The organism is Nocardia sp. NPDC006982, from assembly GCF_042869435.1.
In the GTDB taxonomy this organism is placed as follows: domain Bacteria; phylum Actinomycetota; class Actinomycetes; order Mycobacteriales; family Mycobacteriaceae; genus Nocardia.
This window is the reverse complement of the sequence record NZ_JBIAFV010000004.1, coordinates 706,803-733,356: the sequence shown is the minus strand read 5'-3', so window position 1 is coordinate 733,356 and position 26,554 is coordinate 706,803. Positions and strand designations below refer to the sequence as shown.

Sequence of the window (26,554 nt, the reverse complement as noted above, 5' to 3'; positions counted from 1 at the left end):
GGTAGAGAATCTGTAATCACAAGTCAAATATCCAGCGAGGGGTGCCGGCCATCCGGTTCAGTGCCCTCGGTAGTAGTCGGCGAGGGTGTGGAATGCGGCCTTCGGCTCCCACGGCAGGTCCGGATAGGTAGCGCCGCAGCGGTCTTCGAAGACCTTGACAATGCCGTAGCTGGCCAGGTCCAGGTCGGAGCGTGGGTCGGCATCGGGACGGTGCGGGTGGTCGTGCAGGGCGAGGGTGAATACGAAGGTGCTGTCCACGCCCTCGGCGTCGAAGATCTCCAGTAGCTCGCGGATGTAAGCGGCCTGGCCCGCCTCGTCGCGGCGGTAGTCGCCGTTCACGCGCAGTGGCGCGCCGGTATCCGGATCGTGTTCGACGATCTCCAGTCCGAGTGCGCCGCGATCGCCCGCGCCGTGGAAGGTGGCCGCGCCGAACTCCGTGATCGCGAGCGGTTTGCCTTGGGCGACAAGGGTTCCGACGCCATCGGCGAACCGGTCGGCGATCTCGGCGGACCGATACAGATCCACCGAGGCAATGTCGAAGGGCTCCCAGTCGACGCGTTCGAGCGGCACCGCGGCATAGGTGATCTTGCCGCCGAAGTGTTCCCGGACCACCGCGACCGCTTTGCCGAGGAATTCATTGACCCGCGCGCTGACCTCGCCGATCTGCTCGCGTGGCCGATCCGGTCGCAGCAGTAGCTCGAGCCGCTCGTCGATATCGCGGCCGGGTAGGAATCCGTGGTTCATCAGACTCAACTCCGCACCGGTCACGAAGACAACCTCGGCCCCATGCTGGCGCAGTCGTTCCGCGCGCTCGGCGCAGTCGGTGAACAGCGCGAGCACTTCCTCGGGTTCGAGCTCCAGCGGATAGGGCGAGAACCAGACCTCGAGGCCGAGTTCGGCGGCGCAGGTCGCGGCGAGCTCGATCCGATCCGGATCGCCACCCATCACGCGTATTGCGTTGCAGTGCAGGTCATCTCGGATGATGCGGAGTTCCCGCTCGACCTCCGTCGCGTCGAACGGCTGCCGGGAAAGCCCGCCTTTGCCGAGGAAGCCGGTGCTGTAACTGATGCCCTTTGCGCGCATGGTGCATTCCTTCGATCGAACGGAGTTAAGGTACTGCTCGTACCTTAACTCCTCAGTGTTCTGCCGTCATGCTCTTGTCGAAAGGTACGATGAGTTTCGGTTCGAGGGAGGTGGCAGGCGTGGAACAACTCGGGCAAACGCGGCGGCGTGGTCCAGCGCTCGAGGAGGCGATCCTGCGCGCAGCCGCAGACGAGCTGACCGAATCCGGTTACGCCGGACTGACCATGGACAGAGTCGCGATCCGCGCGGGCACCAACAAGAACGCCATCTACCGCCGGTGGCCGAATCGCCTCGCACTCGGCATCGCCGCCTACCGGCAGCTGACCACCGCCGTTCAGCCCCCCGATACCGGGAACCTGCGCGAGGACGTACTCGAGATGCTGCGCCGCGCCAACCGCCACTGGAGTTCACCCCTCGGCGCGGTCATGCGCGACTTATTGGCGGCGGCCGGTGGTGCGGCGGAACTGCTCGCGCAGCTGCCCGAGCACTCCACGGACTCCGGTGCCGCGACCTGGCTGACCATTCTCGGCCGCGCGGTCGCCCGCGGCGAGGCCGCGCCCGAGGCCCTGCATCCACGGGTCGCCACGGTGGCAATCGTCTTGTTGCGCAACGAATTCGTGCTGCGCGGGGTCCCCACCGCACCCGATGATGTGCTCATCGAAATCGTCGACGAGGTGTACCTGCCGCTGGTGCGGCAGCGGTCACCGAACTGACTACGCGCAGCCGGGGGCGTCGGCGTCTTCGAAGAGCGGCTTACCGGTGGGCGGCGCGTAGACGACGTCGAGGACGAGCGGGTCGGGGCCGAGATTGCGGCCGATGTGCACGTTCCAGGCGCCCTCGGGTTCGTAGATGAAATCGCCGGTGTGGAAGACCGGGGCCACGCAGTCGGGGCCCGGATGGGTGAGGGTGCCCGAGCGGACGAAGCCGAAGACCGGACCGTAGTGATAGTGCCAGCCGGTGGAACCGCCTGGCGCAATGGTGATTTCGCGGACGACGAGGTCGGTGCCCGCGACGAACGGCAGCAGGCCCGCGGGGATCTGCGCCTGGGCGAGGGTGACCGCGGTGATATCGGTACCGGGCGTCGCATGTGCGGTCGCGGCGCCGAATACGGAACCGCCCAGGACGACCGCCACGGCCGCCGCACGCGTAAATGACGTCATCGCCGCAGCCTAGTCCCGAAAACGCCGTCGAAAAAGAGTGAGATCACCACTGTCTCTGGGCCATTCGTTCCTTTTGGGTGAATTGCGTAGCTAACGTTTCGTGAGAGCCCGAGAGTTCACGAATTGTTCGTGCGTGGGAAGCGGTGTCGAGTTGCGTGATGCGCTGGGGCCGTAGAGCATCGGTGCCGTGCCGTCGAATCCGATGAACCCCGCTGGCGATCTTCCGGATACCGGAATTCCCGCTGCCAACGCCGCCCATATGACCATGGACGAGCAGCATGAGTGGCATCGGAACTACCTACGCCGGCACGCGGTTTCCCGCCGCAATGTGTTGCGCGGTACCGCGGCGGCCGCCGCGGTCGCTGCCGTCGGCGCCTCCCCGTTCGGCAGGCGCGCCTACGCCGAGGACGCGCAGCTCGCGGTCGGCGGTCGACGTGTCGGATACGGAGCGGATGCGACGAGTCAGCTCCGGTTCGCCGGTCAGCTCTCCCGGCCGCCCGCCGGTACCAAGGTCTTCCTGGACCACGGCCCGACGCCCGCCCTCGGCGGCACCATCGAGGCCGAGGTGCGCAATCTGCTGACCCAGGTGCCCTCCGCGGACGGCGGTGTCCTCGCGGCCGAACAGTTCTACGTGCACGCCCCCGTCGACGGCCTACCCGGACGCGTGCCGCACTTCTATCGCTGGCGCACCGCCGACGGCTTCACTGGCGATATCCGTGCCGCGGCACCCGCGATGCCGAGTGCGCGTAGCGCGATCCTGCCGTTCCGGTTCACCATGATGGGCGATCAGGGCACCGACGAGACGCCGGCGCTGCCGCAGGGCACCGTGTCCGGCGACTACGACGACAAGTACTACAAGGCCGATAACGATCCGAACGCGCCGCACGCGAGCAATGTGCTGCGCCAAATCGCCGCCGCCAAACCGGATTTCCACATTCTCGCCGGTGATATCGCCTATGCCGACCCGTCCGGCGGGGGCAAGCCGAACGAATTCGTCGCCAACGGCGCGAAGCTCGAATCCGGTTTCGACAAGTACAACCCCTATGTCTGGGATGTCTACTTCGGGGCCATCGAACGCAGTGCCGCCGAGACACCGTGGATGTTCGCCACCGGCAACCACGATATGGAAGCGACCTACGGCCAGCACGGCTACGGCGGACATCTGGCGCGGCTGGACTTCCCCGGCAACGGCCCCGCGGGCTGCCCGTCGGCATACTCGTTCACCTACGGCAATGTCGCGGTCCTCTCGCTCGACGCCAATGACGTCAGCTATGAGATCAAGGCGAATACCGGGTATTCCGGTGGGGCGCAGACGAGTTGGGTGGAGCGCACTCTCGCCGCCTACCGCGCGGACCCGAATATCGACTTCCTGGTCTGCTTCTTCCATCATTGCGCGTACTCGACCACCGACGCCCATGCCAGCGACGGCGGCGTGCGCGATGCGTGGGCCGGATTGTTCGACCGGTATCAGGTGGATCTGGTGCTGCAGGGCCACAATCACGTCTACGAACGCACGGACCCGATCCGCGCCGGCGCCGCGACCAGGATCGCCGCGGACAATTCGATCGTCTACCCGGATACGGACGGCACAGTCTACTACACCGTCGGCGGTGGTGGCCGACCGCGCTACGACTTCCAGCCCGGTTCGCAGGAAACGTTCCGCGGCCACGAATTACCGGACACGACGGTCCCGAACAGCTATGTGTGGACCGCGTCCGGCGGCAAACAGGACGAAGCGGCTTCCTGGTCGCGAGTGCGGTTCCGCAACTACTCGTTCCTGCGCGTCGATGTCCGCCCCGGCATTTTCGCCAGCGAAATGGATGTGGTCGCGGTGGACGAATACGGTCGGGAATTCGACAAACTCACCTTCCGCCGCCTGGTCCACTGAACCGCTATTTCTCCTTCGGCGGCAGCGAACGCGCATAGCTGACGCCGCGGTCGACCCATTCGTCGAGCGCTTCGTCATCGGCGACGGCCGCGCCGTCGACCCGCAGCCAGTTGTTCATTTCGCGACCGCCCATCACCATTGTGCCGACGTATTCGCGGGCGAGCAGGGTGGTGCTCTCCCGCGGGTCGACGCGGACGAGTAGACCGCCCGTACGGCTCGCCGCTACCGCCATATTGCCGTTGATCAGGAAGGCGAGACCGCCGAACATCTTCTTTTCGCTCACCTCGGGTGTCGGGTCGATCAGCTCCCGGATCCGATCGGCGAGCACTTTGTCATAGGCCATACCGCATTGTCGACCAGGGCACCGACAAGTGTCGGCTATGCGCCCAGCGCGGCGGCGAACAGCGGCCAGGACTGGTGGACGTCGTCCTGCCAGTACGACCAGGCGTGCGTGCCCGCCGGACGGAGATTCACGGTGGCGGGTATGCCCGCCGAGGCCAGCCGGTCCACGAAGGGGCCGGTGCAGCCATCGATGACGGTCTCCATGACACCGCCGACCAGCATGCGGTCGAGCAGCCGTACCGGATTGCCATCGATGCCGACATCGCCGAGGGTTTCGTGCACTCCCGGTGCGCCATTGCCCGACGAGACGTAGAGCGCCAAGCCGCGCAGCCGGTCGACGTGCAGCATCGGATCGTGTTCGGCCCAGGCCGGATTGTCCGGGGCGCCCCACATGTTGCCCGCATTCGCGCCGAAGACCGCGAGCTGGGAGTGCAGATAGGCGATGGCGGCGGGGTCACTGGTGCGCGGGCAGCCGCTGTAGGCACCTACAGCCTGATACAGGCCGGGTGCGCCGATGGCCAGATTCAGTGCCGAAGTCGCCGACATCGACAGGCCCGCAACGGCATTGCGCCCGGTCATACCGAAACGCGAACCCAGCAGCGGCGGCAGCTCCTTGGTCAGGAACGTCGTCCACTTGTTGCGGCCCAGGACCGGATCGTCGTCGAGCCAATCGGTGTAGTAACTCGCGCGCCCACTCATCGGCACGATCACATTGACGTTCTTATCCGCGAAGAAATCCGCGACATCCGTGCGGCGCGTCCACGGTCCGCCGTCCTCGCCGCCGTCGATCGCATTGAGCAGATAGAGCGCGGGCGCACCCGTACCAGGATGCGACATCCACAGTGTGATGGGCCGATTCATCGCCGCCGAATGGACCACGACCTCGAACTGCCGCCCGCCGAGCGGCCGGACATCGAGAATCTCGGAGCCGGGATCGGCTCCGGCGGTTACGGGAATGGTTGCGGCGTAGACCGCCAACAGGAAAACCAGGCAGCGCGTGAGGGAGCGCAGCGAGCGAACCATCGGCACAGCGCCCATCGGGCGTGCCGGAACCGAGCGCCAGCGAGGTGTAGCCACGAGCCGGTACATGGGTCGAATGTTTATCACGGCCGTGGGGGTGTCTTCGGGATTCGACAAGCGTGTTTGCCAGGAAAGCACACAGCCCCGCGCTCCTGATCAGGGAGGACGGGGCTGCGGGGCATCGGGTGAGAGGACCCGAACTCGGGGGTCAGCGCCAGGTTTCGGGCGTGACGGGGGCATCCCAGGCACGCGCGTAGCGACGCTTGTCCGCGGCGTTGGATTCCTTTGCGCGGTACACGATGTACGGCCGGGTCAGGTAGCCGACAGGCGCACTGAACATGTGGACCAGCCGGGTGTAGGGCCAGATGGCGATGAGCGTCAGCACGACGAGACCGTGCAACTGGAAGGTCCACGGAGTGCCGACCATGAGTTCGGGGTCGGGATGGACCGTGAAAAGGCTACGGAACCACGGGGATACGGTCTCGCGATAGTTGTAGGTGCCCCACAGCAGATTGCTGCCCCAGGTATTGAGCAGACCGGTGATCAGCGCGGCGGCCAGCAGCACGTACATGAGCTGGTCATTGCGCGTGGTGGCCTTGCGGACGGCGGGGACGGTGATGCGGCGGTAGAGCAGGATGCCGACGCCGAGGATCACCGCGAGTCCGGCGACCGAACCCGCCGCGACCGCGACCACGTGGTAGGTGTGCTCGGAGATGCCGACGGCATCGGTCCAGGATTCCGGGATCAGCACGCCGAGCACGTGCCCACCGATGACGCCGAGCATGCCGAAGTGGAACAGCGGGCTGCCCAGCCGCAGCAGACGGCTCTCGTAGATCTGGGAAGACCGTGTGGTCCAACCGAATTGGTCATTGCGGTAACGCCACAGGTGGCCGAGCACGAACGAGGTGAAGGCCACGTAGGGCAGCGTCATCCAGAAGGCGGTGGTCATCGGCGGGCTTCCGATCCGTCGAACAGGGATGGGTCCATGGCGAAGGGGTCGAGACCGACCTCTTCCTCGGGCGGTCCCTGGGCGGCGAGTTCGGCGATGCGACGCCGGTCCGCAGTGGTAAGCGGCGGCAGGGTGGCAACGACGGCCGCCAGCACTCCGGCGTACGGGGATCCGTTGTCTACCAGCGAAAGCCGCAGGAGTTCGATCACCGGAACGTGCTCGCCCAGCAGACGCTCACCGCCGATCGGGTCGACGGTCGCGGCGAATTCCAGCAGCACCGGCAGGTGGTCGGGCAACTCCTCGTCACCGAGTTCGACACCGGCGTGCCGGTAGGCGTGCTTGAACCGCAGCAGCGCCATACCGCGTTTGCGGGTGTCACCGTAGGCGTAGAACGTGAGGTGCATGCTGGAACGGCGGCGCATATCGAAGGTTTCGACGTACTGCTGTGCCAGCGTGATCGGCGGGGTGGCGCGCAGATGGTGGATGAATTCCAGCAGCGGCGCGCCCACCATGTCCGGCAATTGCGTTGCGGCATCGTCGATCTGGTCGACAGTCGCCAACATCTGCTCGCTCGGATAGTCGAGCAGCAGCGCGGCGATCCGCCACACCAGGCGGCAATCGCGCTCGGACAGCTGAGCGACGGGCTCGGGCCTGCGGCGCACCTTCAGCAGTGCCATCATGCGTCTCCGGGTGTCAGCGGATTCATTTGGTCGCTCCGGTCGGCGTCGGCGTGACGGAACCGTTGGTCGAGCCATTCGTGGCCGGTGTCGAACCATTCGTGGCCGCACCGTTTTCCGTCGAACCGTTGGACCCGTTCGCACCGCGCCCATTGGCCCCATTGCCATTGCGCGCGGTCGGCAGCAGCCCGTCGGTATTGCGCCCATCCCAGTTCAGCAAATTGATCCGATTCGACTTCTCCTCCGGCGCGGCGCCATTGGTATCGGTCAGATGGAACTTCTCCACCATCGTGTCGAATGCCGTCATACCCGGTCCGCCGTCGGTATCCAGACTGCATCCGGTCGCCAGCGAATCCAGTTCATGCGCCTGCGTAGTCGCGCCGTGCGGAATCACGTACCGGTGCTCGTACTTCGCGATCGCCAGCAGCCGGTACATCGCCTCGATCTCCTCCGGCTCCAACCGCACCGACGGTGCGATCGACGGATCCGGCTCCATACCGAGATTCACCGACCGCATGAACGACCGCATGGCCGCCAGCCGCTGCAGTGACGCCCGCACGGGCCCGATCTCACCGGCGGTGAAAAGCTCGGCCAGGTACTCGACCGGAATGCGCAGTGCGTCGATAGCGCCGAACAGATTCGACGCGTCCTCGGCATCGTGTCCGGTCTCGGAGAGCACATCCACCACCGGCGACAGCGGCGGCACGTACCAAACCATCGGCATGGTGCGGTATTCCGGATGCAGCGGCAGCGCGATCTGGTAATCGACGATCAATTTGTAGACCGGCGAATTCTGCGCGGCCTCGATCCACTCCGGCGAGATCCCGGCCCGCTCGGCCTCCGCGACCACCCGCGGATCATGCGGATTGAGGAACACTCCCAGCTGTGAGGGGTACAGATCCTTGGTTTCGGTGACCGAGGCCGCCGCCTCCACGGCATCCGCGTCGTACAGCATGACGCCGATGTAGCGCAGCCGCCCGACGCAGGTCTCCGAACAGACCGTCGGAATACCGACTTCCACGCGCGGGTAGCAGAACGTGCACTTCTCCGCCTTGCCCGTCTTGTGGTTGAAGTAGATCTTCTTGTACGGGCAACCGCTGACGCACTGTCGCCAGCCACGACATTTGTCCTGGTCGACGAGCACAATGCCGTCCTCGGACCGCTTGTAGATCGCACCCGACGGGCATGAGGCCACACACGACGGATTGAGGCAGTGCTCGCAGATCCGCGGCAGGTAGAACATGAAGGTCTGTTCGAACTCCAGCTTCACCTGATCCGACAGCTTGGCCAGCAGCGGGTCCTTGCCCACCTGCTCCGGTCCGGAGCCCAGGTCGTCGTCCCAGTTGGCGCCCCAGGTGATCTTCGTATCCTGGCCGGTGATCAGCGATTTCGGCCGCGCGACCGGACTGGTGTCCATCGCGGGCGCGGACAGCAGGTTGTCGTAGTCGTAGCTCCACGGCTCGTAGTAGTCGGAGACCGTGGGCAGATCCGGATTGGCGAAGATATTGAGCAGCCGCTTCAGTCGCGAACCTGATTTGAGGGTCAGCTTGCCGCGCTTGTTGAGCGTCCAGCCGCCCTTCCACTTCTCCTGGTCCTGGTACTGCCGTGGATAGCCCTGTCCGGGACGGGTTTCCACATTGTTGAACCACATGTACTCGGTGCCGCCGCGGTTGGTCCACGCCTGCTTGCAGGTGACGCTGCAGGTGTGACAACCGATGCACTTGTCCAGGTTCATCACCATGGCCATCTGTGCCATGACACGCATGTCAGTACTCCACTTCCTGCGAGCGACGGCGAATTGTGGTGACCTCGTCGCGCTGATTTCCGGTGGGGCCGTGGTAATTCAGCGCGAAGGACTGCTGCGCATAACCGCCGATGAGATGCGATGGCTTGATCATGATGCGGGTCAGCGCGTTGTGAATGCCGCCGCGCTTACCCTTGCCAGGCTGCTTATCCGGCGCGCTCCAATCGAATCCGCCCGGCGCGCCCTCGATGCGCGGCACATCCACCGCCCGGTCCTGGGCGTGGTACATGAACACCGTGCCCTCCGGCATCCGGTGGCTGACGATGGCTCGCGCGACAACCACACCGTTGCGGTTCACCGCCTCGATCCAATCATTGTCCGACACACCGATTTTCGCGGCGTCCCGATCCGACATCCAGATCGACTGCCCGCCGCGCGAGAGCGTCAGCATGTGCAGGTTGTCCTGGTACGCCGAGTGGATGGACCACTTGGAATGCGGGGTCAGGTACCGAACGGTGACGCCGTTGTCACCGACGGACCCCACCCCTGGCTCGCTGAACAGCGCGCTCATATCGAGCGGCGGCCGGAATACCGGCAGTTGCTCGCCGAGTTCGGCCATCCAGTCGTGATCGAGGTAGAAGTGCTGGCGCCCGGTCAGGGTGTGCCATGGCTTGAGTCGTTCGGTATTGATGGTGAACGGCGAATACCGCCGTCCGCCGGTCTCGCTGCCCGACCACTCCGGCGAAGTGATCACCGGCACCGGTCGGGATTGGGTGTCCGCGAAGGTGATTCGCTTGCCCTCGTGCTCGGCGGCGAGATCGGCCAGCTCGGTGCCGGTACGCCGCTCCAGTGCACGGAAGCCCTCGACCGCGAGCCTGCCGTTGGTGGTGCCGGACAGCGCGAGGATCGCCTCGGCCGCGTGGGTGTCCTTGGCCAGCGACGGACGTCCCTGGGCCACACCGGAAACCACGGTGCCGTTCACCCCGGCGAGGTAGGCCACCTCTTCGTACGGATGCGTGGTGACGCCCTTGGTGGTGACGCCGAGCGTATCGATCAGCGGTCCGAGCGCGGCCATCTTCTCCGCGAGTTTCGGGTAGTCCCGCTCGACCACGACCAGCTTCGGCATGGTCTTACCCGGAATCGGTTCGCACTCACCGGTTTTCCAGTCCAGTACGCGCCCACCGGCCTGCGCCAGCGCATCCGGCGAATCGTGCTGCAGCGGTACCGCGACGATATCTTTGCGCTTGCCCAGATGCTTCTCGGCCATCCAGGAGAATCCACGCGCGATCCGGTGGAATGCCTCGAAGTCCGTCTTGGCCTCCCACGGCGGGGAGATGGCGGGGGAGAAGGCGTGCACGAACGGGTGCATATCGGTGGAGGACAGATCGTGCTTCTCGTACCAGGTGGCGGCGGGCAGCACGATATCGGAGAACAGCGTGGTGCTGGTCATCCGGAAGTCCAGCGAGAGGAGCAGATCCAGCTTCCCGCTCGGTGCCTCCTCACGCCAGACCAACTCCTGCGGCCGCACACCCGCGGCGTCGGTGGTCTGCAGATTGGAGTCCGCGCCGAGCAGGTGCTTGTGGAAGTACTCGTTGCCCTTGCCGGAGGAGCCGAGCAGATTCGCCCGCCACACGGTCAGGCAGCGCGGAAAGTTCTCCGGCGCATCGGGATCTTCGCAGGCGAAGCGCAGGTCACCGGATTTCAGCCCGTCCACTACGTGTTCGGGCGCGGTCTTGCCCGCGGCCTCGGCTTCGTCCACCAGATCCAGCGGATTGCGGTCGAACGTCGGGTAACTCGGCATCCAGCCGAGACGACTGGCCAGCGCGATATTGTCCGCGGCGGTGCGGCCCGCGAATTTCCCGGTGCCCAGCGGGGAAGCGAAGGACTGGGCGGTGAACGGGTCGTAGCGCCACTGGTCATTGCTGAGGTACCAGAACACCGTGCCCTGCATCTGACGCGGCGGTCGCTGCCAGTCCAGGCCGAAAGCCAGGGTGGACCAACCGGTTACCGGGCGGCACTTCTCCTGGCCGACGTAATGCGCCCAGCCGCCGCCGTTCACGCCCTGACATCCGGTGAGCAGAGTCAGCGTGAAGAAGGAACGGTAGATCTGGTCGGAGTGGAACCAGTGGTTGGTGCCCGCACCCATGAGGATCATCGAGCGGCCGCCGGATTTATCGGCGTTATCGGCGAATTCGCGGGCGATACGCTGCGCCTGTGCGGCGGGTACGCCGGTAATGGCTTCCTGCCAGGCCGGGGTGTAGGGCTCCGCGGCATCATCGTAGCCGGTCGGCCACATGCCGGGCAGCCCGTCACGGCCCACGCCATACTGCGCGAGCAGCAGGTCGAACACCGTGGTGACCCGCTTGCCCGCGACGGTGATCGTCGGCACGCCGCGCACCAGCACGCCCGCGGTATCGGTATCGAAGCGCGGCAGCTGCACCGCGACCGGGTGCTGGTCGGCGCGGTCGTGCAGGGTCAGCAGCGGATCGACGCCCTCGAGATCCAGATTCCACTTGCCCGCATCACCCGCGGTGAAGCGATGTCCGAGCGAACCGTTGGGCACCACCGGATTGCCCTCGGCATCGAGCAGCACCATCTTGTGCTCGGCGGTCTCGTCGGTGTGGCCGAGATCGGCGGCGGTGAGGAATTTGCCGGGCAGCGCACCGTCGTGGTGGTAGTTGCCATTGGCGTCCCAGCCCTCCGGATCGTCGAGGCACACCAGGAACGGCAGGTCGGTGTAGCGCTTGACGTAGTCGAGGAACCGCGGCGTGCTGCGCTCGACGAAGAATTCCTTGAGGATTACATGGCCCATCGACATGGCAAGGGCCGCATCGGTTCCCGGTCGCGCGGGCACCCATTCATCGGCGAACTTGGTGTTGTCCGCATAGTCGGGTGAGACCACGACGACCTTCTGACCGCGGTAGCGCGCCTCGGTCATGTAGTGCGCGTCCGGGGTCCGGGTCACCGGGACATTCGAACCCCACATGATGAGATAACCCGCATCGAACCAGTCGGCCGATTCCGGTACATCGGTCTGATCGCCGAACACCTGCGGGGAGGCCACCGGCAGGTCGGCGTACCAGTCGTAGAACGACAGCATCGAGCCGCCGAGCATCGAAATGAACCGTGCGCCCACGGCATGGCTGACCATCGACATGGCCGGAATGGGGGAAAACCCGGCCACCCGGTCGGGCCCGTACTTCTTGATCGTGTGCACGTGCGCGGCGGCGGCGATTTCGGCGGCCTCCCACCATTCCGCGCGGACGAATCCGCCCTTGCCGCGAGAAGACTTGTAGCGCTTGGCCTTTTCTGGATCCTCCACAATGGATTCCCAGGCCAGCACCGGATCCTTGAGTCGCTCCTTCGCCTCGCGATACAGCTCCAGCAGCACGCCGCGCACATACGGATAGCGCACGCGCGCGGGGGAGTAGGTGTACCAGGAGAAGGACGCGCCGCGCGGGCAGCCGCGCGGTTCGTATTCGGGCTTGTCCGCGCCGACCGACGGGTAGTCCGTCTGCTGCGATTCCCAGGTGATCACGCCGTCCTTGACGTAGATCTTCCAGGAGCAGGACCCGGTGCAGTTGACCCCGTGCGTGGAGCGCACCACCTTGTCGTGCGACCAGCGATCGCGATAGAACTCGTCGGCACTGCGCCCGCCCACCTGATGCAGGCTGCGCTGATCCGCCGAGACCTCGCCCCGGTGGAAATATTTGCCGAGACGCAGCAGTACGTCACTTGCGTCGGTAGATTGCCGATCGGCCGAATCGGAGGACGCGGAAGCCTGAGTGCGCGAATTAACCACGACGCCCCCTTCGAGCTGTGAAACCGGGCTGTTGCACCGACTGTAAGGAGGCCGCGACGCACGTCCAAACGAATCTCTCACAGCCCGCACGCCGCGATCGTGAGGTGTGAGGTCGACGCAACGTGACGGTCACCGCGCGATTGCCGCGAAATGCCGAAGACATCGATGTGACCAGGGAGGATCCGCTCTGACCGGCCGAAATACGGCTCGCGGATGGTGTTTCGGGGGCTAGCCGGTGATGCTTTGGAAACCGCCGGTTCTCAGGCGGTTTACATTTGTTAACACATCCGGCGAGGGGCCGGAAGGTCGATTCCGCACCCACGCGCGGTGGTCGAACGGTCCCGTGCGGAGCCGTTCTGCGTGTCGTCGATCCATTCGCTGTCGGTTTGCTGACAGTTGAGGTGCTGGCGGATCCGGCCGCGGTGCCGGGTGCGCTGGGTATTCGATGCGTTGTCGTTTCGACCCGCCCCGAACTCGTTACGGGGGGTGAACGCGGCGAAGCGTCCGGCGACCCGGAGCCACCGCATCGGGAAGGCGGTCGCAGCGGCGAAGTGTTCTACCGGCCGCTCGGCACGAATATTACTGCTGCTTCAGCACATTCGAACGCGGACCAGATGTCCGCGTGGCGGCCCCGACACGCGGGCGTTGGTCGGAAATTAGAGCAAACCCTTCGTTTAATATCGGATCGGCTCGCCTTGTGCAGAACTACCCGACTTTGTCGATACACCTACAGCTTCATAGGAGTGGATTGCTGTGCCAAGCAGGTCGACCGATGGCGGTGACGGGGCTCCAGTGCGCCCGCCCACATTCGGGGGTGAGTTGCGCAGACTGCGCGACGATCGACGTATTTCGCGCGAAAAGCTGGCATTCGCCGCGGGTGTGAGCGCCAGCTATATCACCCACCTCGAGGGCGGCGATCGGGAACATCCCACCAGAACGGTGGTGAATGCGCTGTTCGGATATCTGGATCGGATCGCGCCGCTCACCGATGCCGAACGCCGACTGTTTTTCGATCTGGCCGGACTGGGTGTGGACAGATTTCCCTCGGTGCTCGAACTACGCGATGAGATCGGCACGGATATGCGCGACGGACTGCGCCTGCACGAGCCGAATGCGGCGGGCTATGTCGATACCCGGTGGAATGTCCTGTCTTGTAATGATTCCTACGCCGCCGCATTTCCCGGTCTGGTCGACGACGTGAATGTGCTGCGTTGGTTCTTCGGCAACGAGCTGTCCAAACAGGTCATGGTCGAATGGGAGCGCGAGGCCGCGCTCACCGTCGACTGGCTGCGCGGACTGATCGGTCAGTCCGGCGATACCGCCTGGTCCACCGAATTCCTCGACGAACTCGGCGCGTATCCGGAATTTCGAAGAATGTGGGCGGCGGGCGGTACGACCTACGGCCGGGATCGGCCCATGCATGTGCGCGATCTCGGCTCCGGGGCGTGTTATCGACTAGATGCCCAACTGTTCCGGGTGGATTCGGGCAACCATCCGGGTAGAATCCAATTCTTCCTCGGCATCCGGAGCCTATGTGCCAGCCACCGGCCGGTGTAGATACCTCCTGGGATGCTACGGATGTCACAATTATCGGGACAGCGCCACACCTAACGTATTTGATCCGGTCATCGGAAAATCGAAAACGGGAGGCATTTCATGATCCGCAATGCTCGTGGCACCGCCCAAACGGCCGTCGATCCCGGCGTCGAGTTGCGTTCCGCACTGGAAGCGCTGCTGCTGCACGACGCCGTCGGATTGGATGCCAAAATGCGCCACGCTATCGCCGCTGTGGTCCATTTGGCCGTTGACACTCCGCACGGCGCACCCGAGGACGCCGAGGAATTTCTCGGCCGCCTCGACGCCGCCTGGTTACTCGCCGCTTGGTCGGGCCAGGACAGCGAAATGTCGCTTATCGCAACCTTGGCCGCGGGTGATGTGCCCGCGCTGTCCTGGTGTGAACTCATGTTCACCACCGCCCTGGCCCCCTGGTCCATCAATCCGGCGGCGGTACACGCGCGGCGCATCTTCGCAACCGTTGAGCCCGGCCGCTTGGGCGCGGTCCGCCCGTCGATCGGCATCTCCGGCGCCTGATGCTCCCGCGGTAGCTCAGGGCAGGCTCAGTTCCGCGAACGAGGAGATCCAGGGATGCGGGGGACGTGGGGGATTCGGTTCACCGGGACGGTGGACACCGGCCACCGACCAGCCCGCGGTGACGGCGGCATCGAGTTCGTCGGGATGGTCGGACAGGAACAGGATGCGATCGGCGGGGGTGCCGATGGCGCTCGCGATCTTTTCGTAGGAGGCGGGTTCGCGTTTCGGGCCCGCGCTGGACAGGTCGAAGTAGCCGCTGATCAGTGCGGCCAACTCGCCGCCGCGGGCGAAGGTGAACCAATCCTGTTGGTTGCGTACCGATCCCGAGGAGTAGACATAGAGCCGCAGACCAGCGGCGTGCCAGGCGGCGAGGGCGGGCGGGACGTCCGGGAAGAACTCCCCGTGTAGTGCGCCGTTGCGGAAGCCCTCGGCGCAGATGATGCCCTGTGCGGCCTTGAGCGGTTCGGCCTTGACATCGGAGCCGAGCCAGTCGCGCAGGATCGCGGCGATCTCGTCGGTGTCGGCATCGGGGCGGTCGGCGAGTTCGCGGGTGGCCACGATAATGGGAGCGGCCGCGGCCGTGCGGTTTTCGGCCAGCCATTCGGGCAGGCGGGCGCGGGTGTAGCCGTAGAGATCCTCGCGTACCGAACTGGTCGGGCTGGTCGTGCCCTCGATATCGATGACTACGGTGGCGATCACGGGGCGGTCAGCAGCTGATCGAGGGTCGGGAAGCCCGCACTGATGGGGTCACCGGTGAAATCGCCGACCCAGCCGTCGGCCTCTTCGAAGAAGCGGATGGCGATGAAGTCGGGGCGGGTGCCCATATCGAACCAGTGCAGTGTGCCCGCGGGGACCGAAAGCAGGTCCCCACCTTCGCATACCGCCGCCACGACCTCGTCACCCAGATGCAGATAGAAGCAGCCGCGGCCGGCCGCGAAGAACCGCACCTCGTCCTCGGCGTGCCGATGCTCGTTCAGGAACTTCTCGCGCGCGCCCTCGGCGATCTGCGGCCACTCCGGATTCGCGTCGTCGGGATGGATGCGGGCGATATCGATATGCTTGTAGCGCCCGGAGGCATTGAGTTCGGCCACGCGGTCGTCGTATTCGGCGAGCAGTTCGTCCGAGGCGGTCTCGGTGGCATTGTCCAGCACCGGCCAGCGGTCGAAAGTTATACCGCGGGCTGCCAATTCGGTGCCGATCACCGCATCGTCGGTGGTGCGCAGCAGTACCTTGTCGGCATCGTCGGCGGCCATAACCTGCAACAGCGTCATGATGTCAGTCCAATCTCGAGGATCTCGTTCGGATTGCGCGTGGTGAAGGCCTGCCGACGCCCGGTGCGGGACACCAGCTCACACAGGGCTTCGAGGCATTCGGCGCGGTCGCGTGCCTGGGAAAGATTGTCTCCCCATGTCGTGATCCCATGTCCCACGATGGCCAATACCGGTGCGGCGGTGGGATTTTCGAGCAGGTAGGCCTCGATATCCGCGCCGATGCGCGCGACGTCGGGCCAATTCGGGAAGACGGGCAGGTCGAGGACGGTCGGATAGGCGCCGTCCGGCTCCTTGGCCACCAGACCTTTGATGAGTTCGTAGTCGGTGATCCGCAGGGTGGTCAATGCGTCGGGGGACCCGGAGCGGGTCGCGGCGGCCGTCGCGTAGGGCGGATGAATGTGGACAACGGCTGCGGCACCGGTGGTTCGGTACACCGCCGTGTGAATTGTGGTCTCCGCCGAGGGCTTTCGCCGCTGATCCGGTGTCGGCGTGGAGTCGGCGATGCGGACGGTCACCATATCCGCGTCGGTCAGTTCGCCCTTGGACAAACCGCTGCCGGTGATCACCGCGGTAGCGCCGGTGCGCACCGAGATATTGCCCGCCGTGCCCGGCATCCAGCCCCGCCCGTACAACTCGCGTGCGATATCGGCGATGGCCGCACCTTCGGCATTCGCGCCGTATACGACACCCAGTTCGGTGACGACCGCTGTCACCAACTCCGCGGGCGTCACATCGAAGGCCGGATTGAAAGCCTCGGTATCGACGGGAGCCGTTGTGACACCGCCGAATCCGGTCACCTCGGCGGCGGCCCGCTGTTCGACGACGATATCCGCACCGGTCGCCATCTTCGGATCACGCGTCGACTCCGGCGCCACCACGATGAACGGAATGCCGTGGTGATGGGCTGCGATGGCGAGGCCATAGGTGCCGATCTTGTTCGCGACATCGCCATTGGCGGTCACCCGGTCGGCGCCGACCAGCACACAGTCCACCTGACCTGTCGCCATCGCCCACGCGGCGGCGGAATCGATGGTGAGCCGATGGGGTATGCCCGCCTCGGCCAGTTCCCAGGCCGTCAGCCGGGCGCCCTGCAATAGCGGCCGGGTCTCGTCGACCAGGACATTCTCGATCGCGCCGCGCTCCGACAGCACTCGCATCGCCCCGATCGCGGTGCCGAAGGCGCTGGTCGCCAGCCGCCCGGTATTGCAGTGCGTGAGCACCCGCAGCGGCCGGTCCGGGCAGAGCCGCTGCACGAGATCGGCGGCATGGGTCGCGGCGGTCCGGTTGACCCGGCCGTCCTCGGCCAGCATGGCCAGGGTTTCGGCGAGTACCGCATCCGCGCCGAGCGGCACCTTGGTCAGCACCCGCCGCACCGCCCAGGCCAGATTGACCGCGGTGGGCCGGGCGTCCGCGATCCGCTGGGCATCCGCCTCGGCTTGCGCCACGTCCACGACACCGTCGGTGGTGTGCGCGGCGGTGGCGATGACCACGCCGAACGCACCGGCGATGCCGATCGCGGGCGCGCCGCGGATGGCCAGCGTTTTGATGGCGTCGATCACCTGGTCGACCGTGCTGAGCCGCAACTCGCGCACCTCGTGCGGCAGTTCGCGCTGGTCGATGGTGACCAGCGCACCGTCGTCCCAGATCAGGGAACTGTCGTTCATCAGGTGCATCCTTCGGTCGGGCAGAGCGGGGTGTTGTCCCTGGTCAACGGTATCGGACGGGCGGTGTCGCCGGAAATCCGCACCGCAGGTGCACCTGGCTCATTCCGCGACGAACTCCACCTCGCGTTCCACAGGCGGCGGCGAGTTGATCGCGCAGCGTTCCAACGGTGGCGATGCCGTCGAAATCCTTGGCGGGCAGGCCATTACCGGGGGCCTGGCCCAGCCGTGCATCAGTCACGACCTCGCGGTGGTCCAGCAGGTGGCCGACCGAGTCGTGGTCCTACGCGCGGGTGCCGTCGTCGAAACCGGACCCGTCGCCGAGGTATTCGCATTCCCCCGGGCCGACTACACACGCAACCTCCTGGAAGCAGTTCGGCAACGGACGAGTCGAAATGATTGCTTGTGCACGGGAGTCGCCGTTCGACTCGCTTCTATGCGCACGCAGAATTTTCTGCGGCAAAAGGTAACTCGCCGGGCGTGGCCATCGGCGGTGTAATTCGAACCGTGTGTGACCCGTTCGAAAGGGCGCGTCAAGCTTTATGAATGATCGGCTGGAATGTATTGCCGTGAATAGTTTCCCAACGGCCTGCGAACCCGGAGACCGGGCGCAACGAACCGAGCTGCGCACAAGCGGGCCGCCGGCTCACGTGAGGAACCGGCGGCCCGTTTCAGATCAGTGCTGTCCGGGTCGGCGCTGCTCAGCGCCTCGCCGTTCCGAGCTCGGCTCCCGCCGCTGCTCGTCACGGTCGCGATCGCTCATCGATCCGGATCGGTTCATGCCCTGGTCCTGGCGCTGCTGTTGCTGCTGCCGTTCCATCTGCTTGGGCATTTTCTTAGGCGCTTTCTTCGACTTTTCAGCCATCTCCACTCGGTCCTTTCCGAAGTGATGTTGTATTCGCCTAACCAACACACAATAGCGAGCGGACATCATCAGCGGAAGAAGAATATCGATTATTTACACCCGGAGCGGGAGGAATTCGACGAGGTCGTCGTCGGTGGCCTCGGCGGGGACGATGACCAGGCCGTCACGGTCGACGAGGCCGCCCAGATGGGTGGTACGGATCTGCGGATCGCCGAGCCAACCGCCGTATGGGGCGAGCCGGGCCGGGACGATGCGGGTAGCGGGTCCGGAGATCGCGCTCGCATTGCGCAGTGGCCCGATCAGCGGTCGCAGCGGATGGCTGCCGGTTCGGCCCTCGACGACCGCGGGGGACAGCGCCATCAGTATGGCCACGGCCGCGAATGGATTTCCTGGTAGGCCGAGAACGGTTGTACCGCTCGATAATTCGGCGACTACAGTGGAGCCGCCCGGGCGCAATTTCAATCGGTGCACCAGGATTCGAGCTTCGGCACGCGCGATCGCCCCACGCAGTTGGTCCGCCGCGCCGCCACCGGTCGCGCCGACGATAACCAGCAGATCGCAATCGTCCACCGCGCCGAGCACCTCGTCGAAGCCGCGCGGGGTATCGCGCAGGTGTACCCGGTCGACCGCGCGAATTCCATACCAGGACAGCACATCCGGCAGAATCGGTCCGATCGAGTCGCGGGTCTGACCGGTCTGCAGCGGGCCGGTGCTGCGGATCTCGTCACCGGTCATGATGATGCGGGCCCGCACCGGGCCGCGCACCATCGCCTCGGTCACCTCCACACTGGCCGCGGCGGAGATCAGCCCGGCCGTGACCGGTGTGCCCTCGGGCGCAACGAGATCGCCCGGTGCCCGGTCCTCGCCGCGACGGCGAATATCGTTGCGCAGCGGGGAATCCTCGTGCTGGTAAAGCATTCCATCGTTTTCGATCCGCGCGTATTCGTCACGGAGCACCCGCGTGGTGCCGTCCGGCACATGTGCGCCGGTGGCGATCCGCACCGCCTCACCGGGGAGCAGCCCGACCGGCCGCCGCCCGCCCGCGAACCCGATATCGCGCCGCAGACGCCATGGTCCGTCACCGGCGACCGCGTATCCGTCCATGGCGGAGACATCGAAGCGCGGCAGTGCTGCGACGGCCGTCAGCGGCGCGGCGAGGGTCGCACCGCGCACGGAAGCCAGTTCGGCCCGGTACTCGGTAAGTCGAGAGATGTTGGTACGCAGGATGTCCCGTGCCTCATCGAGTGGCAGCGGCGTTGTGGAAACCGCGGCCGCCGGTGCGGAACGCGGCGCACCGACGGTACCGGCGTCCCAGGCCATCCTGGCGCTTCGCACCTGCTCTTCGGTATCGCAATCGGCGATACCGGGCATGGCGACGGTGATCGTATCGGCCGGGATCAGCGCCTTCATCGGCTGATTGATCAGCGAATCCAGCCGCGCCAGCGCCTCCGCCAGCGCCGTCCGTCGCCACACGCCGATCAGATACTGCGGCCGACCGGACTCGTCGGCTGCGAAGACCACGTCCGCACCGGATTCGGTGCCGCGCCGGATCAGCTCCGTCACCGTCGTCTGCGACAGGAACGGCAGATCCGCCGCGAGCACCACCACCAGCGGCGCGGCGGTCGGGCCGAGCGCGCGCAATCCGGCCCCCACCGCGGCGACCGGACCCGAACCCGGCGGCACCTCGCGCACCTGCACGATTCGCACGTCCAATTCGGCCCGATGCGGTCCGACCACCACGGTCCGCGCACACGGCGCCACCGCGGCCAGGGCCGCATCGAGCATGGATCGACCGCCGATGATGATGGCGGGCTTGTCGACGCCCCCCATGCGGCTGGCGCGTCCGCCCGCGAGCACGATCGCGTCGGCGGTGGTCACCGGTCAGCGCCTGGCGCGAGAGAGGGCATGGCCGACATGCTAATTCGTCGGCTGTACAGATCCGGGGAGGGCGGTCTGGTTCCAGTGGTCGCAGGCCTAGACCGTCGTATAGTCCGGCGCCGGTCGGTGCAGGCAGAACTCGTTCGTCTCCGGATCGGCGAGCACCACCCCGGGCGTGCCGTCGGCATCGACCTGGGTTGCGCCCGCCGCGCGCAGTCGAGCCACCTCGGCGGCCGGATCGTCGGCGGGAAAGGACACCAGGTCCAGACGCAGTCGATTGCGACCGCTCTTCACATCCGGCGTCTGGACGAACTCCAACCAGGCTCCGAGCCCCGTCGCCGCGCGGAGCCCGGCCACCCGCGCGCCGCCGTAGGCGATCGGCCAGCCGGAGGCGGTGGACCAGAACTCGGCCAGCCGCGCCGGATCGTGCGTATCGATCACGATGGCGGCGACCGCTCCGGTATCCACGTACTCCTCGCGCGGCTCCAGGACGCAGAACTCGTTGCCCTCCGGATCGGCGAGCACCACCCACGGCACCGTGCCCTGGCCGATATCGACGTGCCGGGCGCCCAGCGCCAGTGCGCGGTCCACCTGTGCCCGCTGATGATCGAGCGAGCGACTGGCCAGATCGAGATGCATCCGGTTCTTACAGTCCTTGGCGCGCGCCTCGGGAAGGAAGGTCAGGGCCAGATCGTGGCCGTCCGGATCGGGGGCCGCCACATCGACCTGGTCGGAACGATCGATCGTCACCGTCCAGCCGAGCAACTCGGCCCAGAAATCCGCGACGAACCGGGGCCGGTCGGCATCGAAGACGACACACGCCAGGCGGGTGGACATGCTTCAACGTTAACCGCCGATCGACGGCGGCGGGGCCGTTTACGGGAGCGGAAAACGCGCGGCGCGCAGGTCGACTCGGCCGTCGCGGATCGGTACGCCCTCGGCGGCCAGTAGGCGCAATTGACGATCGGCCAGATGCGCGGCGGGCTTACCGCCCGCGCCGATTACCCGATGCCATGGCAGATCCGCGGAGTCGGTGCGCATGATCCAGCCGACCGTGCGCGGGGTGGACAATCCGGCCGCCGCGGCGATATCGCCGTAGGTGACGACGCGGCCCGCGGGCACGGTCGCGACCAGCGCGCGCACCCGCTCGACCTCGGCATCGGTGGTGGCCATCCGACTACAGCACCGATCGGATCAGCGCCGCGGTTTCGGCGGGCCGGGCCTGGGCGACCATATGGTCGCAGTCCCATTCGAGCACGGTCAGATTCTCGCCCAGGTGCGCGGTGAGGGCGGCCCGGAACTCCGGGGTGACGAAGGGTGGCACTACCTTCATGGCCTGCACCAGGATCGTCGGCAGGTCGACGGGCGGCAGCACGTAGTGCCGGGCCAGCTGACCCCAGTAGGAGTTGACGGCGGGCAGACTGATCCGCCAGCCGACCCGGCCGTCGGCGGTGGGCATCAGATGTTCGGTGAGTTCGGCATCGAGCAGGCGCGGCTCCACCTCACCCCAGCCGGTCGCGATTTTGTCCTGGCGGGCGTGCTCGACGGTGTCGTAGTCCGGTGAGGCCAGGCTGGACAGCGCGATATCCATCAGGCGCTCGGGCTCCAGCGCGATCGCCGAATCGAGCAGGATCAGCTTGCGCACCAGGTGCGGATGCCGATGCACCAGGTGCAGCGCACAGGCACCGCCGAAGGAGTGTGCGACGATGACCACCGGTTCGTCGCTTTCCGCGGTGAGCAATTCGACCAGATCATCGACGATGGTCTCGAAGTTCCACGGCGGCAACGAGGTCGAGCGACCGTGTCCGCGCAGGTCGGGGGCGATGAGCCGGACCTCGGGCAGATGTCGGGTGGCCAGTTCCTCCCAGCGTTTGCCGTGGCCGGTGACACCGTGCAGGGCCAGGACTTTCGGCCCGTCGGCGGGGCCGAATCGATACACATGGAGAGGCGACACAGGTCTCATATTGACGCATCTGGAAATCCGTCGCAGATCCAGGCGTGTGTCGGACCTCACCGATCGGTGAATCGCCCGCGTGGCGTGTCGGAGGTGTCTGTTGCAATAGCTCGCGTGGTGCGATCGGATAGCGCGGTGCGACTTGTTCGCCGGAATGTGTCGGCACCCCCGGCTCGGACCTGGGGTGCCGATGTCCGCGCGCTGTTCGATGCCGCGGCGACGGTCGGCCCGATCCGGCCGGACTGGCGGCCGTGGCAGGCGCTCGGCGGGCCGGGAACCGGCAAGACCGCACTGCTGATCGATCTGGCCGCCGAGCGCATCGCCGCGGGGGCCGATCCGGAATCGGTGCTGGTACTGACCCATTCGAAGCAGGCGGCGAGCACGCTGCGCGACGCCATAACCGCCCGGCTGACCGATCCCGACGCCGCCGAGGGCGGGGTGCCCGGCGCCACCAGGGAACCGCTGGTGCGCACACTGCATTCCTACGCGTTCTCGGTGCTGCGCAGACATGCGAGCGCACACGGCAATCCGCCGCCGCGTTTGCTGACCGGTGCCGAGCAGGATGCCGTGCTGCGTGAAATGCTGCGCGGCGATCTGATCGATATCGCGGCCGGGGCGAGCGGTCTGTGGCCGGAACGGCTGCGACCAGCGCTCGGCCTCGGCGGATTCGCCGAGCAGTTGCGCGATCTCATGCTGCGGGCCACCGAACGCGGCCTCGGACCCGAGGATCTGGTGCGGCTCGGCCGCGAGCAGGGTCGGCCGGAGTGGGTGGCGGCGGGCAAGTTCGCGGTCCGCTACGAGCGGTCGATGTTATTGCGCTGGTCGGTCGGGGTGGAAGCGCCCGAGGCGACCGCGCCCGCGCTGGATGCGGCCGAACTCGTCGGAGCCGCGCTGGACGCGCTGGCCGGCGACGCCGATCTGCTTGCCGCGGAACGGAATCGGATCCGATACTTGCTGGTCGACGATGCCCAGCATCTGGATCCGCAGGCCGCGCTGCTGGTGCGAGTGATGGGTACGGCCGCGCATACGGCCGTCGTGGCGGGCGATCCGGATCAGGGTGTATTCGCCTTCCGCGGTGCGGATTCGCGCTTCGTCGCCGAACTCGCCGCGCCGGATGGACAGCGAATCATCCTGCGGGACAACCACCGATCGGGCGGCGCGGTGGAACTGGCGGTCGCGCGGATCGCGGCCAAGTTGCCCGGCAGTGCGCCACAACGCTTTTCGGCACCCGAGCACACGACGGCACCGAAGGCCGACGACACCGAGGTGCGCGTGCGGGTACTGGCCACCCCGGCGAAGGAAGCGGCCCTGATCGCCGACCATTTGCGCCGCGCCCACCTCACCGATGGTGTGCCGTGGTCGCGCATGGCGGTGATCGTCCGCTCGGTGCCGTTGTCACTGGCTCCGCTGCGCCGTGCCCTATTGGCGGCCGGAGTGCCCGTTCAACAGCCCGCACTCGACGCACCATTGGCCCGTCGGCGGGGCGCGGCCTGGATGCTGCTCGCACTGCGTGCGGTGCTCGCCGAGGATGCGCAGCGGCGCGGGCGTCGACGTTCGGCCGAGGCAATGTTCTCGGCCGAAGACGCATTGGATCTGCTTGCCGGACCGCTCGGCGGCGCCGATCAGATCACTCTGCGCCGGTTGCGTCGCGGTATTCGCCGCAGTGTGCTGGAGTCCGCACGCAGCGAAATCAAGGCCGCACGGGAACTTGCTGGTTCCGTGTCGGGTGTTGAACCTGATTGGGCCGGTTTCCCTTCGGATGAGGAGGCGTTCCCGCCGGAAGACGAAGGCTTCGAGTCCGGGGCGGACAGCTCCGAACGCAATGTCACGACGGCCGAACGGAATATCAGCCAAGTCGAGCGGATCACCGACGATGCCGATTGGTACGGCATCGAGCCGGAGTTCAGTCGCCGAGATTTGGAATGGCAGAGCGATCAGCCCGAACCGGAAGTCGACGATTCCGATGACCCTGAACACGGTGGTGCGACGCCTCAACGCGCAGATGGCGCTGAAGGGGGCGCGGATGACGACGCCGCGCGAAGCGTCGGTGACACTGAACGGGGCACAGACCAGGCCGAACAGGGCACAAATGCCTCGGAGCCGGCCGCCGACGAGGCGCGGCGGAGTGTGGATGGTGCCGAGTCGGACGCCGATGAGACCGGGCGGCGTTCGGAAGGCGTCGAGCGCGGCGCGGGCGAGGCCGAGCGGAACTTGCTGCGAACCGAACACGGGACGAGCACGGATACTTCCGAACCGAGCAGCGGCGATCCGGAAGGGGACCCGTCGGCACCCGCACCGGACGACAGCGATTCCCCATGGCGCGCCTATGTCGACAAATCCTCCGCGGAGGTGCTGCGTGACCTGCTGATCGGCCGCGCGGATCGTCGAATTATGGAGCGGCTCACCGATGTCGAGGCGGCACCGCTGAAGCGGGTGTTCGACGCGCTCGACCGGGCCATAAAGACCCGGCGGCGCGGCGCCGGTCTCGAGGATGTGCTGTGGGCCCTGTGGACCGGGTCGCGGTTGGAGCGCCGGTGGGTGGCGCAGTCCGAACGTGGTGGCGCGGCGGGTATGCAGGCCGATCGCGATCTCGATGCGGCTGTCGGGTTATTCGATGCCGCAGCCGCTTACGTGGATCGGCTGCCCCGCGCGAGCATCGAGGGCTTTGTCGAATTCCTTGTGCAGCAGGAGATTCCGCACGACACCAGATCACTGACCGCGGCAGGGGAGGCCGTCGCGCTGCTCAGCGCGCACGCGTCCGCGGGCCGGGAGTGGGATGTGGTCGCGGTTGCCGCTGTGCAGGAAGGCATTTGGCCCAATCCGCGTCCGCGCGGCACCCTGCTGCAGACCGAGGACCTGGTCGACCTCACCGCGGGCATCGTCGACGCGGGTGCGGTGGTGAGCCGCGCGGCCCCGATCATGGCCGAGGAACGCAGACTGCTGCTGGTCGCGTGCAGCCGGGCGCGGCGCTCGCTGCTGGTCACCGCGGTGGAATCGGTATCGGGCGAACGCGATCTCGTACCGTCACGATTCCTCGCCGAACTCCTCGGCCACGACGACGACAGCGAACCCGGCGCGCTCCCGGTCGCAGACCCGGGCCGCGCCCTCGTCATGCATGCGCTGGTCGCCGAATTGCGCGGTGTCGTCTGCGATGCCGAGGCCGAACCGGAGCGCAGACGTCGCGCTGCCCACGAACTCGCCCGGCTGGCCCACGCCGGCGTCCCAGGTACACATCCCGACGAGTGGTATGGCACAGCCGATCTCAGCTCGACGCGTTCCCTCTGGGATGACGACGAGACCGCGGTTGCCCTGTCTCCGTCCACCGTCGAGCTACTGCGCACCTGCCCGTTGCGCTGGGCGCTGGAACGTCACGGGGGCACCGACGGCGACAACCCCCACGCCGTCAAGGGCAATCTGGTGCACACCCTCGTCCAGGCACTGGCGGGCAAGGTGCCCGAATCGCAGGTCCGCGCCGCGCTGGATAAGGCATGGCAGGCCATCGATCCCGGCACCGGCTGGCATTCCCGTCAGGAACTGCGCCGCACCGAGACCATGCTGGAGACCTTCATGGCCTGGGTGCAAAATACCCGCGGTGAGCTGACCCAGGCCGGTGTGGAGGTCCCGGTCGACTGTGTACTGCCCCCGCGCACGGAAGACGAACCCGCCGTGCGGATTCGCGGCCGGGTCGACCGACTGGAGCGCGATGCCTTCGGCCGGTTCGTCATCGTCGATGTGAAGACCGGGAAGTCGCCGGTCACCAAGCAGGCCGCCGTCGACCACGCCCAGCTCGCCACCTATCAGGTGGCGGCCGCTGCGGGCGCGCTCGACATCACCGTGGACGATGTCGACCCCGCCACAGGCGAATCCCGCTCAGCCGAACCCGGCGGCGCGCGACTGGTCTATGTCGCCAAGCCGAGCAGCAAAGAAGGCGCCACTCAGCGCATGCAGCCCGCGCTCGACGCCGAGGCACTCGACAAATGGCGTGGCACGATTCATGATGCCGCGGCCGCAACCCAGGGCCCGAGCTACCTCGCCATGCGCAACGATGGCTGCAGGCACTGTTCGGTCGCTGGCAGCTGCCCCGTCCAGGACACCGGAAGGCAGGTGACCGACGAGTGAGCGAACGCAGTGAGCGAACCGTGTGCCAGCGCGCACCGCGCATGCCGGAG

At 66.5% G+C, this 26,554-nt stretch carries 20 protein-coding genes and 1 pseudogene; 6 read left to right on the top strand and 15 right to left on the bottom strand.

Translation table 11 applies throughout. The features are described from left to right. Positions 1-57: 57 nt before the first annotated feature. Positions 58-1,083 carry a hypothetical protein gene (locus tag ACFYOW_RS20350; RefSeq protein WP_387289965.1) on the bottom strand — a complete coding sequence of 342 codons (1,026 nt, stop codon included), beginning with the start codon at positions 1,081-1,083 and terminating at the stop codon, positions 58-60. 89 nt (positions 1,084-1,172) lie between these two features. Here ACFYOW_RS20350 and ACFYOW_RS20345 point away from each other — a divergent pair, with 89 nt between their 5' ends. Further along, on the top strand, positions 1,173-1,796 hold the full coding sequence (locus ACFYOW_RS20345) for a TetR/AcrR family transcriptional regulator (protein ID WP_387289963.1): 624 nt from the start codon (positions 1,173-1,175) through the stop codon (positions 1,794-1,796). Here the strand turns inward: ACFYOW_RS20345 and ACFYOW_RS20340 are convergent, their stop codons facing one another. Further along, positions 1,797-2,243 carry a cupin domain-containing protein gene (locus ACFYOW_RS20340; RefSeq protein WP_387289961.1) on the bottom strand — a complete coding sequence of 149 codons (447 nt, stop codon included), beginning with the start codon at positions 2,241-2,243 and terminating at the stop codon, positions 1,797-1,799. Positions 2,244-2,430: 187 nt separating this feature from the next. On the opposite strand from ACFYOW_RS20340, the gene ACFYOW_RS20335 reads away from it, so the two are divergent. Further along, entirely contained in the window at positions 2,431-4,131 is a 1,701-nt protein-coding gene (locus tag ACFYOW_RS20335) for a metallophosphoesterase (RefSeq protein ID WP_387289960.1), read from the top strand. Positions 4,132-4,135: 4 nt separating this feature from the next. Here ACFYOW_RS20335 and ACFYOW_RS20330 read toward each other — a convergent pair whose 3' ends face one another. The 6 genes from ACFYOW_RS20330 to ACFYOW_RS20305 all read right to left on the bottom strand — a co-directional run bounded on the left by ACFYOW_RS20330 (position 4,136) and on the right by ACFYOW_RS20305 (position 12,665). Further along, on the bottom strand, positions 4,136-4,474 hold the full coding sequence (locus ACFYOW_RS20330; RefSeq protein WP_387289958.1) for a TfoX/Sxy family protein: 339 nt from the start codon (positions 4,472-4,474) through the stop codon (positions 4,136-4,138). Positions 4,475-4,509: 35 nt separating this feature from the next. Next, the gene (locus tag ACFYOW_RS20325) at positions 4,510-5,496 is read right to left on the bottom strand and encodes an alpha/beta hydrolase (RefSeq protein WP_387290103.1); all 987 of its coding nucleotides are present in this window, start codon (positions 5,494-5,496) and stop codon (positions 4,510-4,512) included. A 205-nt stretch (positions 5,497-5,701) separates the two neighbouring features. Continuing rightward, positions 5,702-6,442 (bottom strand): respiratory nitrate reductase subunit gamma, encoded by a 741-nt coding sequence (gene narI / locus ACFYOW_RS20320; protein ID WP_387289956.1) that lies wholly within the window; start codon positions 6,440-6,442, stop codon positions 5,702-5,704. Continuing rightward, positions 6,439-7,119, bottom strand: coding sequence for a nitrate reductase molybdenum cofactor assembly chaperone (narJ, locus tag ACFYOW_RS20315; protein WP_387290101.1), 681 nt, complete (start codon positions 7,117-7,119; stop codon positions 6,439-6,441). The genes narI and narJ overlap by 4 nt, the downstream gene beginning before the upstream one ends. A gap of 25 nt (positions 7,120-7,144) precedes the next feature. After that, positions 7,145-8,884 carry a nitrate reductase subunit beta gene (gene narH, locus ACFYOW_RS20310; protein ID WP_387289954.1) on the bottom strand — a complete coding sequence of 580 codons (1,740 nt, stop codon included), beginning with the start codon at positions 8,882-8,884 and terminating at the stop codon, positions 7,145-7,147. 1 nt (position 8,885) lies between these two features. Continuing rightward, a complete protein-coding gene (locus ACFYOW_RS20305; RefSeq protein WP_387289952.1) occupies positions 8,886-12,665 on the bottom strand; it encodes a nitrate reductase subunit alpha in 3,780 nt (1,259 codons plus the stop codon). Positions 12,666-13,418: 753 nt separating this feature from the next. Here ACFYOW_RS20305 and ACFYOW_RS20300 point away from each other — a divergent pair. Together ACFYOW_RS20300 and ACFYOW_RS20295 are read left to right on the top strand one after the other, a co-directional pair. Next, entirely contained in the window at positions 13,419-14,222 is an 804-nt protein-coding gene (locus tag ACFYOW_RS20300; RefSeq protein ID WP_387289951.1) for a helix-turn-helix transcriptional regulator, read from the top strand. 99 nt (positions 14,223-14,321) lie between these two features. Next, the gene (locus ACFYOW_RS20295; RefSeq protein WP_387289949.1) at positions 14,322-14,756 is read left to right on the top strand and encodes a hypothetical protein; all 435 of its coding nucleotides are present in this window, start codon (positions 14,322-14,324) and stop codon (positions 14,754-14,756) included. Positions 14,757-14,771: 15 nt separating this feature from the next. Here ACFYOW_RS20295 and mtnC read toward each other — a convergent pair whose 3' ends face one another. From mtnC to mtnA, 3 genes are read right to left on the bottom strand one after another with little or no spacing between them, the layout of a single operon-like run. Beyond that, on the bottom strand, positions 14,772-15,455 hold the full coding sequence (gene mtnC, locus ACFYOW_RS20290) for an acireductone synthase (RefSeq protein WP_387289947.1): 684 nt from the start codon (positions 15,453-15,455) through the stop codon (positions 14,772-14,774). Continuing rightward, entirely contained in the window at positions 15,452-16,027 is a 576-nt protein-coding gene (locus ACFYOW_RS20285) for an acireductone dioxygenase (RefSeq protein ID WP_387289945.1), read from the bottom strand. The genes mtnC and ACFYOW_RS20285 overlap by 4 nt, the downstream gene beginning before the upstream one ends. Next, positions 16,024-17,691, bottom strand: a complete 1,668-nt coding sequence (mtnA, locus tag ACFYOW_RS20280; RefSeq protein ID WP_387289943.1) for an S-methyl-5-thioribose-1-phosphate isomerase — start codon at positions 17,689-17,691, stop codon at positions 16,024-16,026. Before mtnA ends, ACFYOW_RS20285 begins: the two co-directional genes overlap by 4 nt. A 229-nt stretch (positions 17,692-17,920) precedes the next feature. Between mtnA and ACFYOW_RS20275 the strand changes: the two are divergent. Further along, a pseudogene (locus ACFYOW_RS20275) lies at positions 17,921-18,187 on the top strand (hypothetical protein); the annotation flags it as partial. A gap of 459 nt (positions 18,188-18,646) precedes the next feature. Here ACFYOW_RS20275 and ACFYOW_RS20270 read toward each other — a convergent pair. The 4 genes from ACFYOW_RS20270 to ACFYOW_RS20255 form a co-directional block, all read right to left on the bottom strand. After that, positions 18,647-20,431: an NTP transferase domain-containing protein gene (locus ACFYOW_RS20270; RefSeq protein ID WP_387289942.1), complete on the bottom strand. Its 1,785-nt coding sequence runs from the start codon at positions 20,429-20,431 to the stop codon at positions 18,647-18,649. 96 nt (positions 20,432-20,527) lie between these two features. Then, complete coding sequence (locus ACFYOW_RS20265; protein ID WP_387289941.1) at positions 20,528-21,268, bottom strand: VOC family protein; 741 nt, start codon at positions 21,266-21,268, stop codon at positions 20,528-20,530. Positions 21,269-21,307: 39 nt separating this feature from the next. After that, positions 21,308-21,604 (bottom strand): MGMT family protein, encoded by a 297-nt coding sequence (locus ACFYOW_RS20260; RefSeq protein ID WP_357478911.1) that lies wholly within the window; start codon positions 21,602-21,604, stop codon positions 21,308-21,310. Between the two features lie 4 nt (positions 21,605-21,608). Next, positions 21,609-22,394: an alpha/beta fold hydrolase gene (locus tag ACFYOW_RS20255; RefSeq protein WP_387289938.1), complete on the bottom strand. Its 786-nt coding sequence runs from the start codon at positions 22,392-22,394 to the stop codon at positions 21,609-21,611. Positions 22,395-22,478: 84 nt separating this feature from the next. Here ACFYOW_RS20255 and ACFYOW_RS20250 point away from each other — a divergent pair, with 84 nt between their 5' ends. Further along, a complete protein-coding gene (locus tag ACFYOW_RS20250) occupies positions 22,479-26,504 on the top strand; it encodes a PD-(D/E)XK nuclease family protein (protein ID WP_387289937.1) in 4,026 nt (1,341 codons plus the stop codon). The last annotated feature ends 50 nt before the right edge of the window (positions 26,505-26,554 follow it).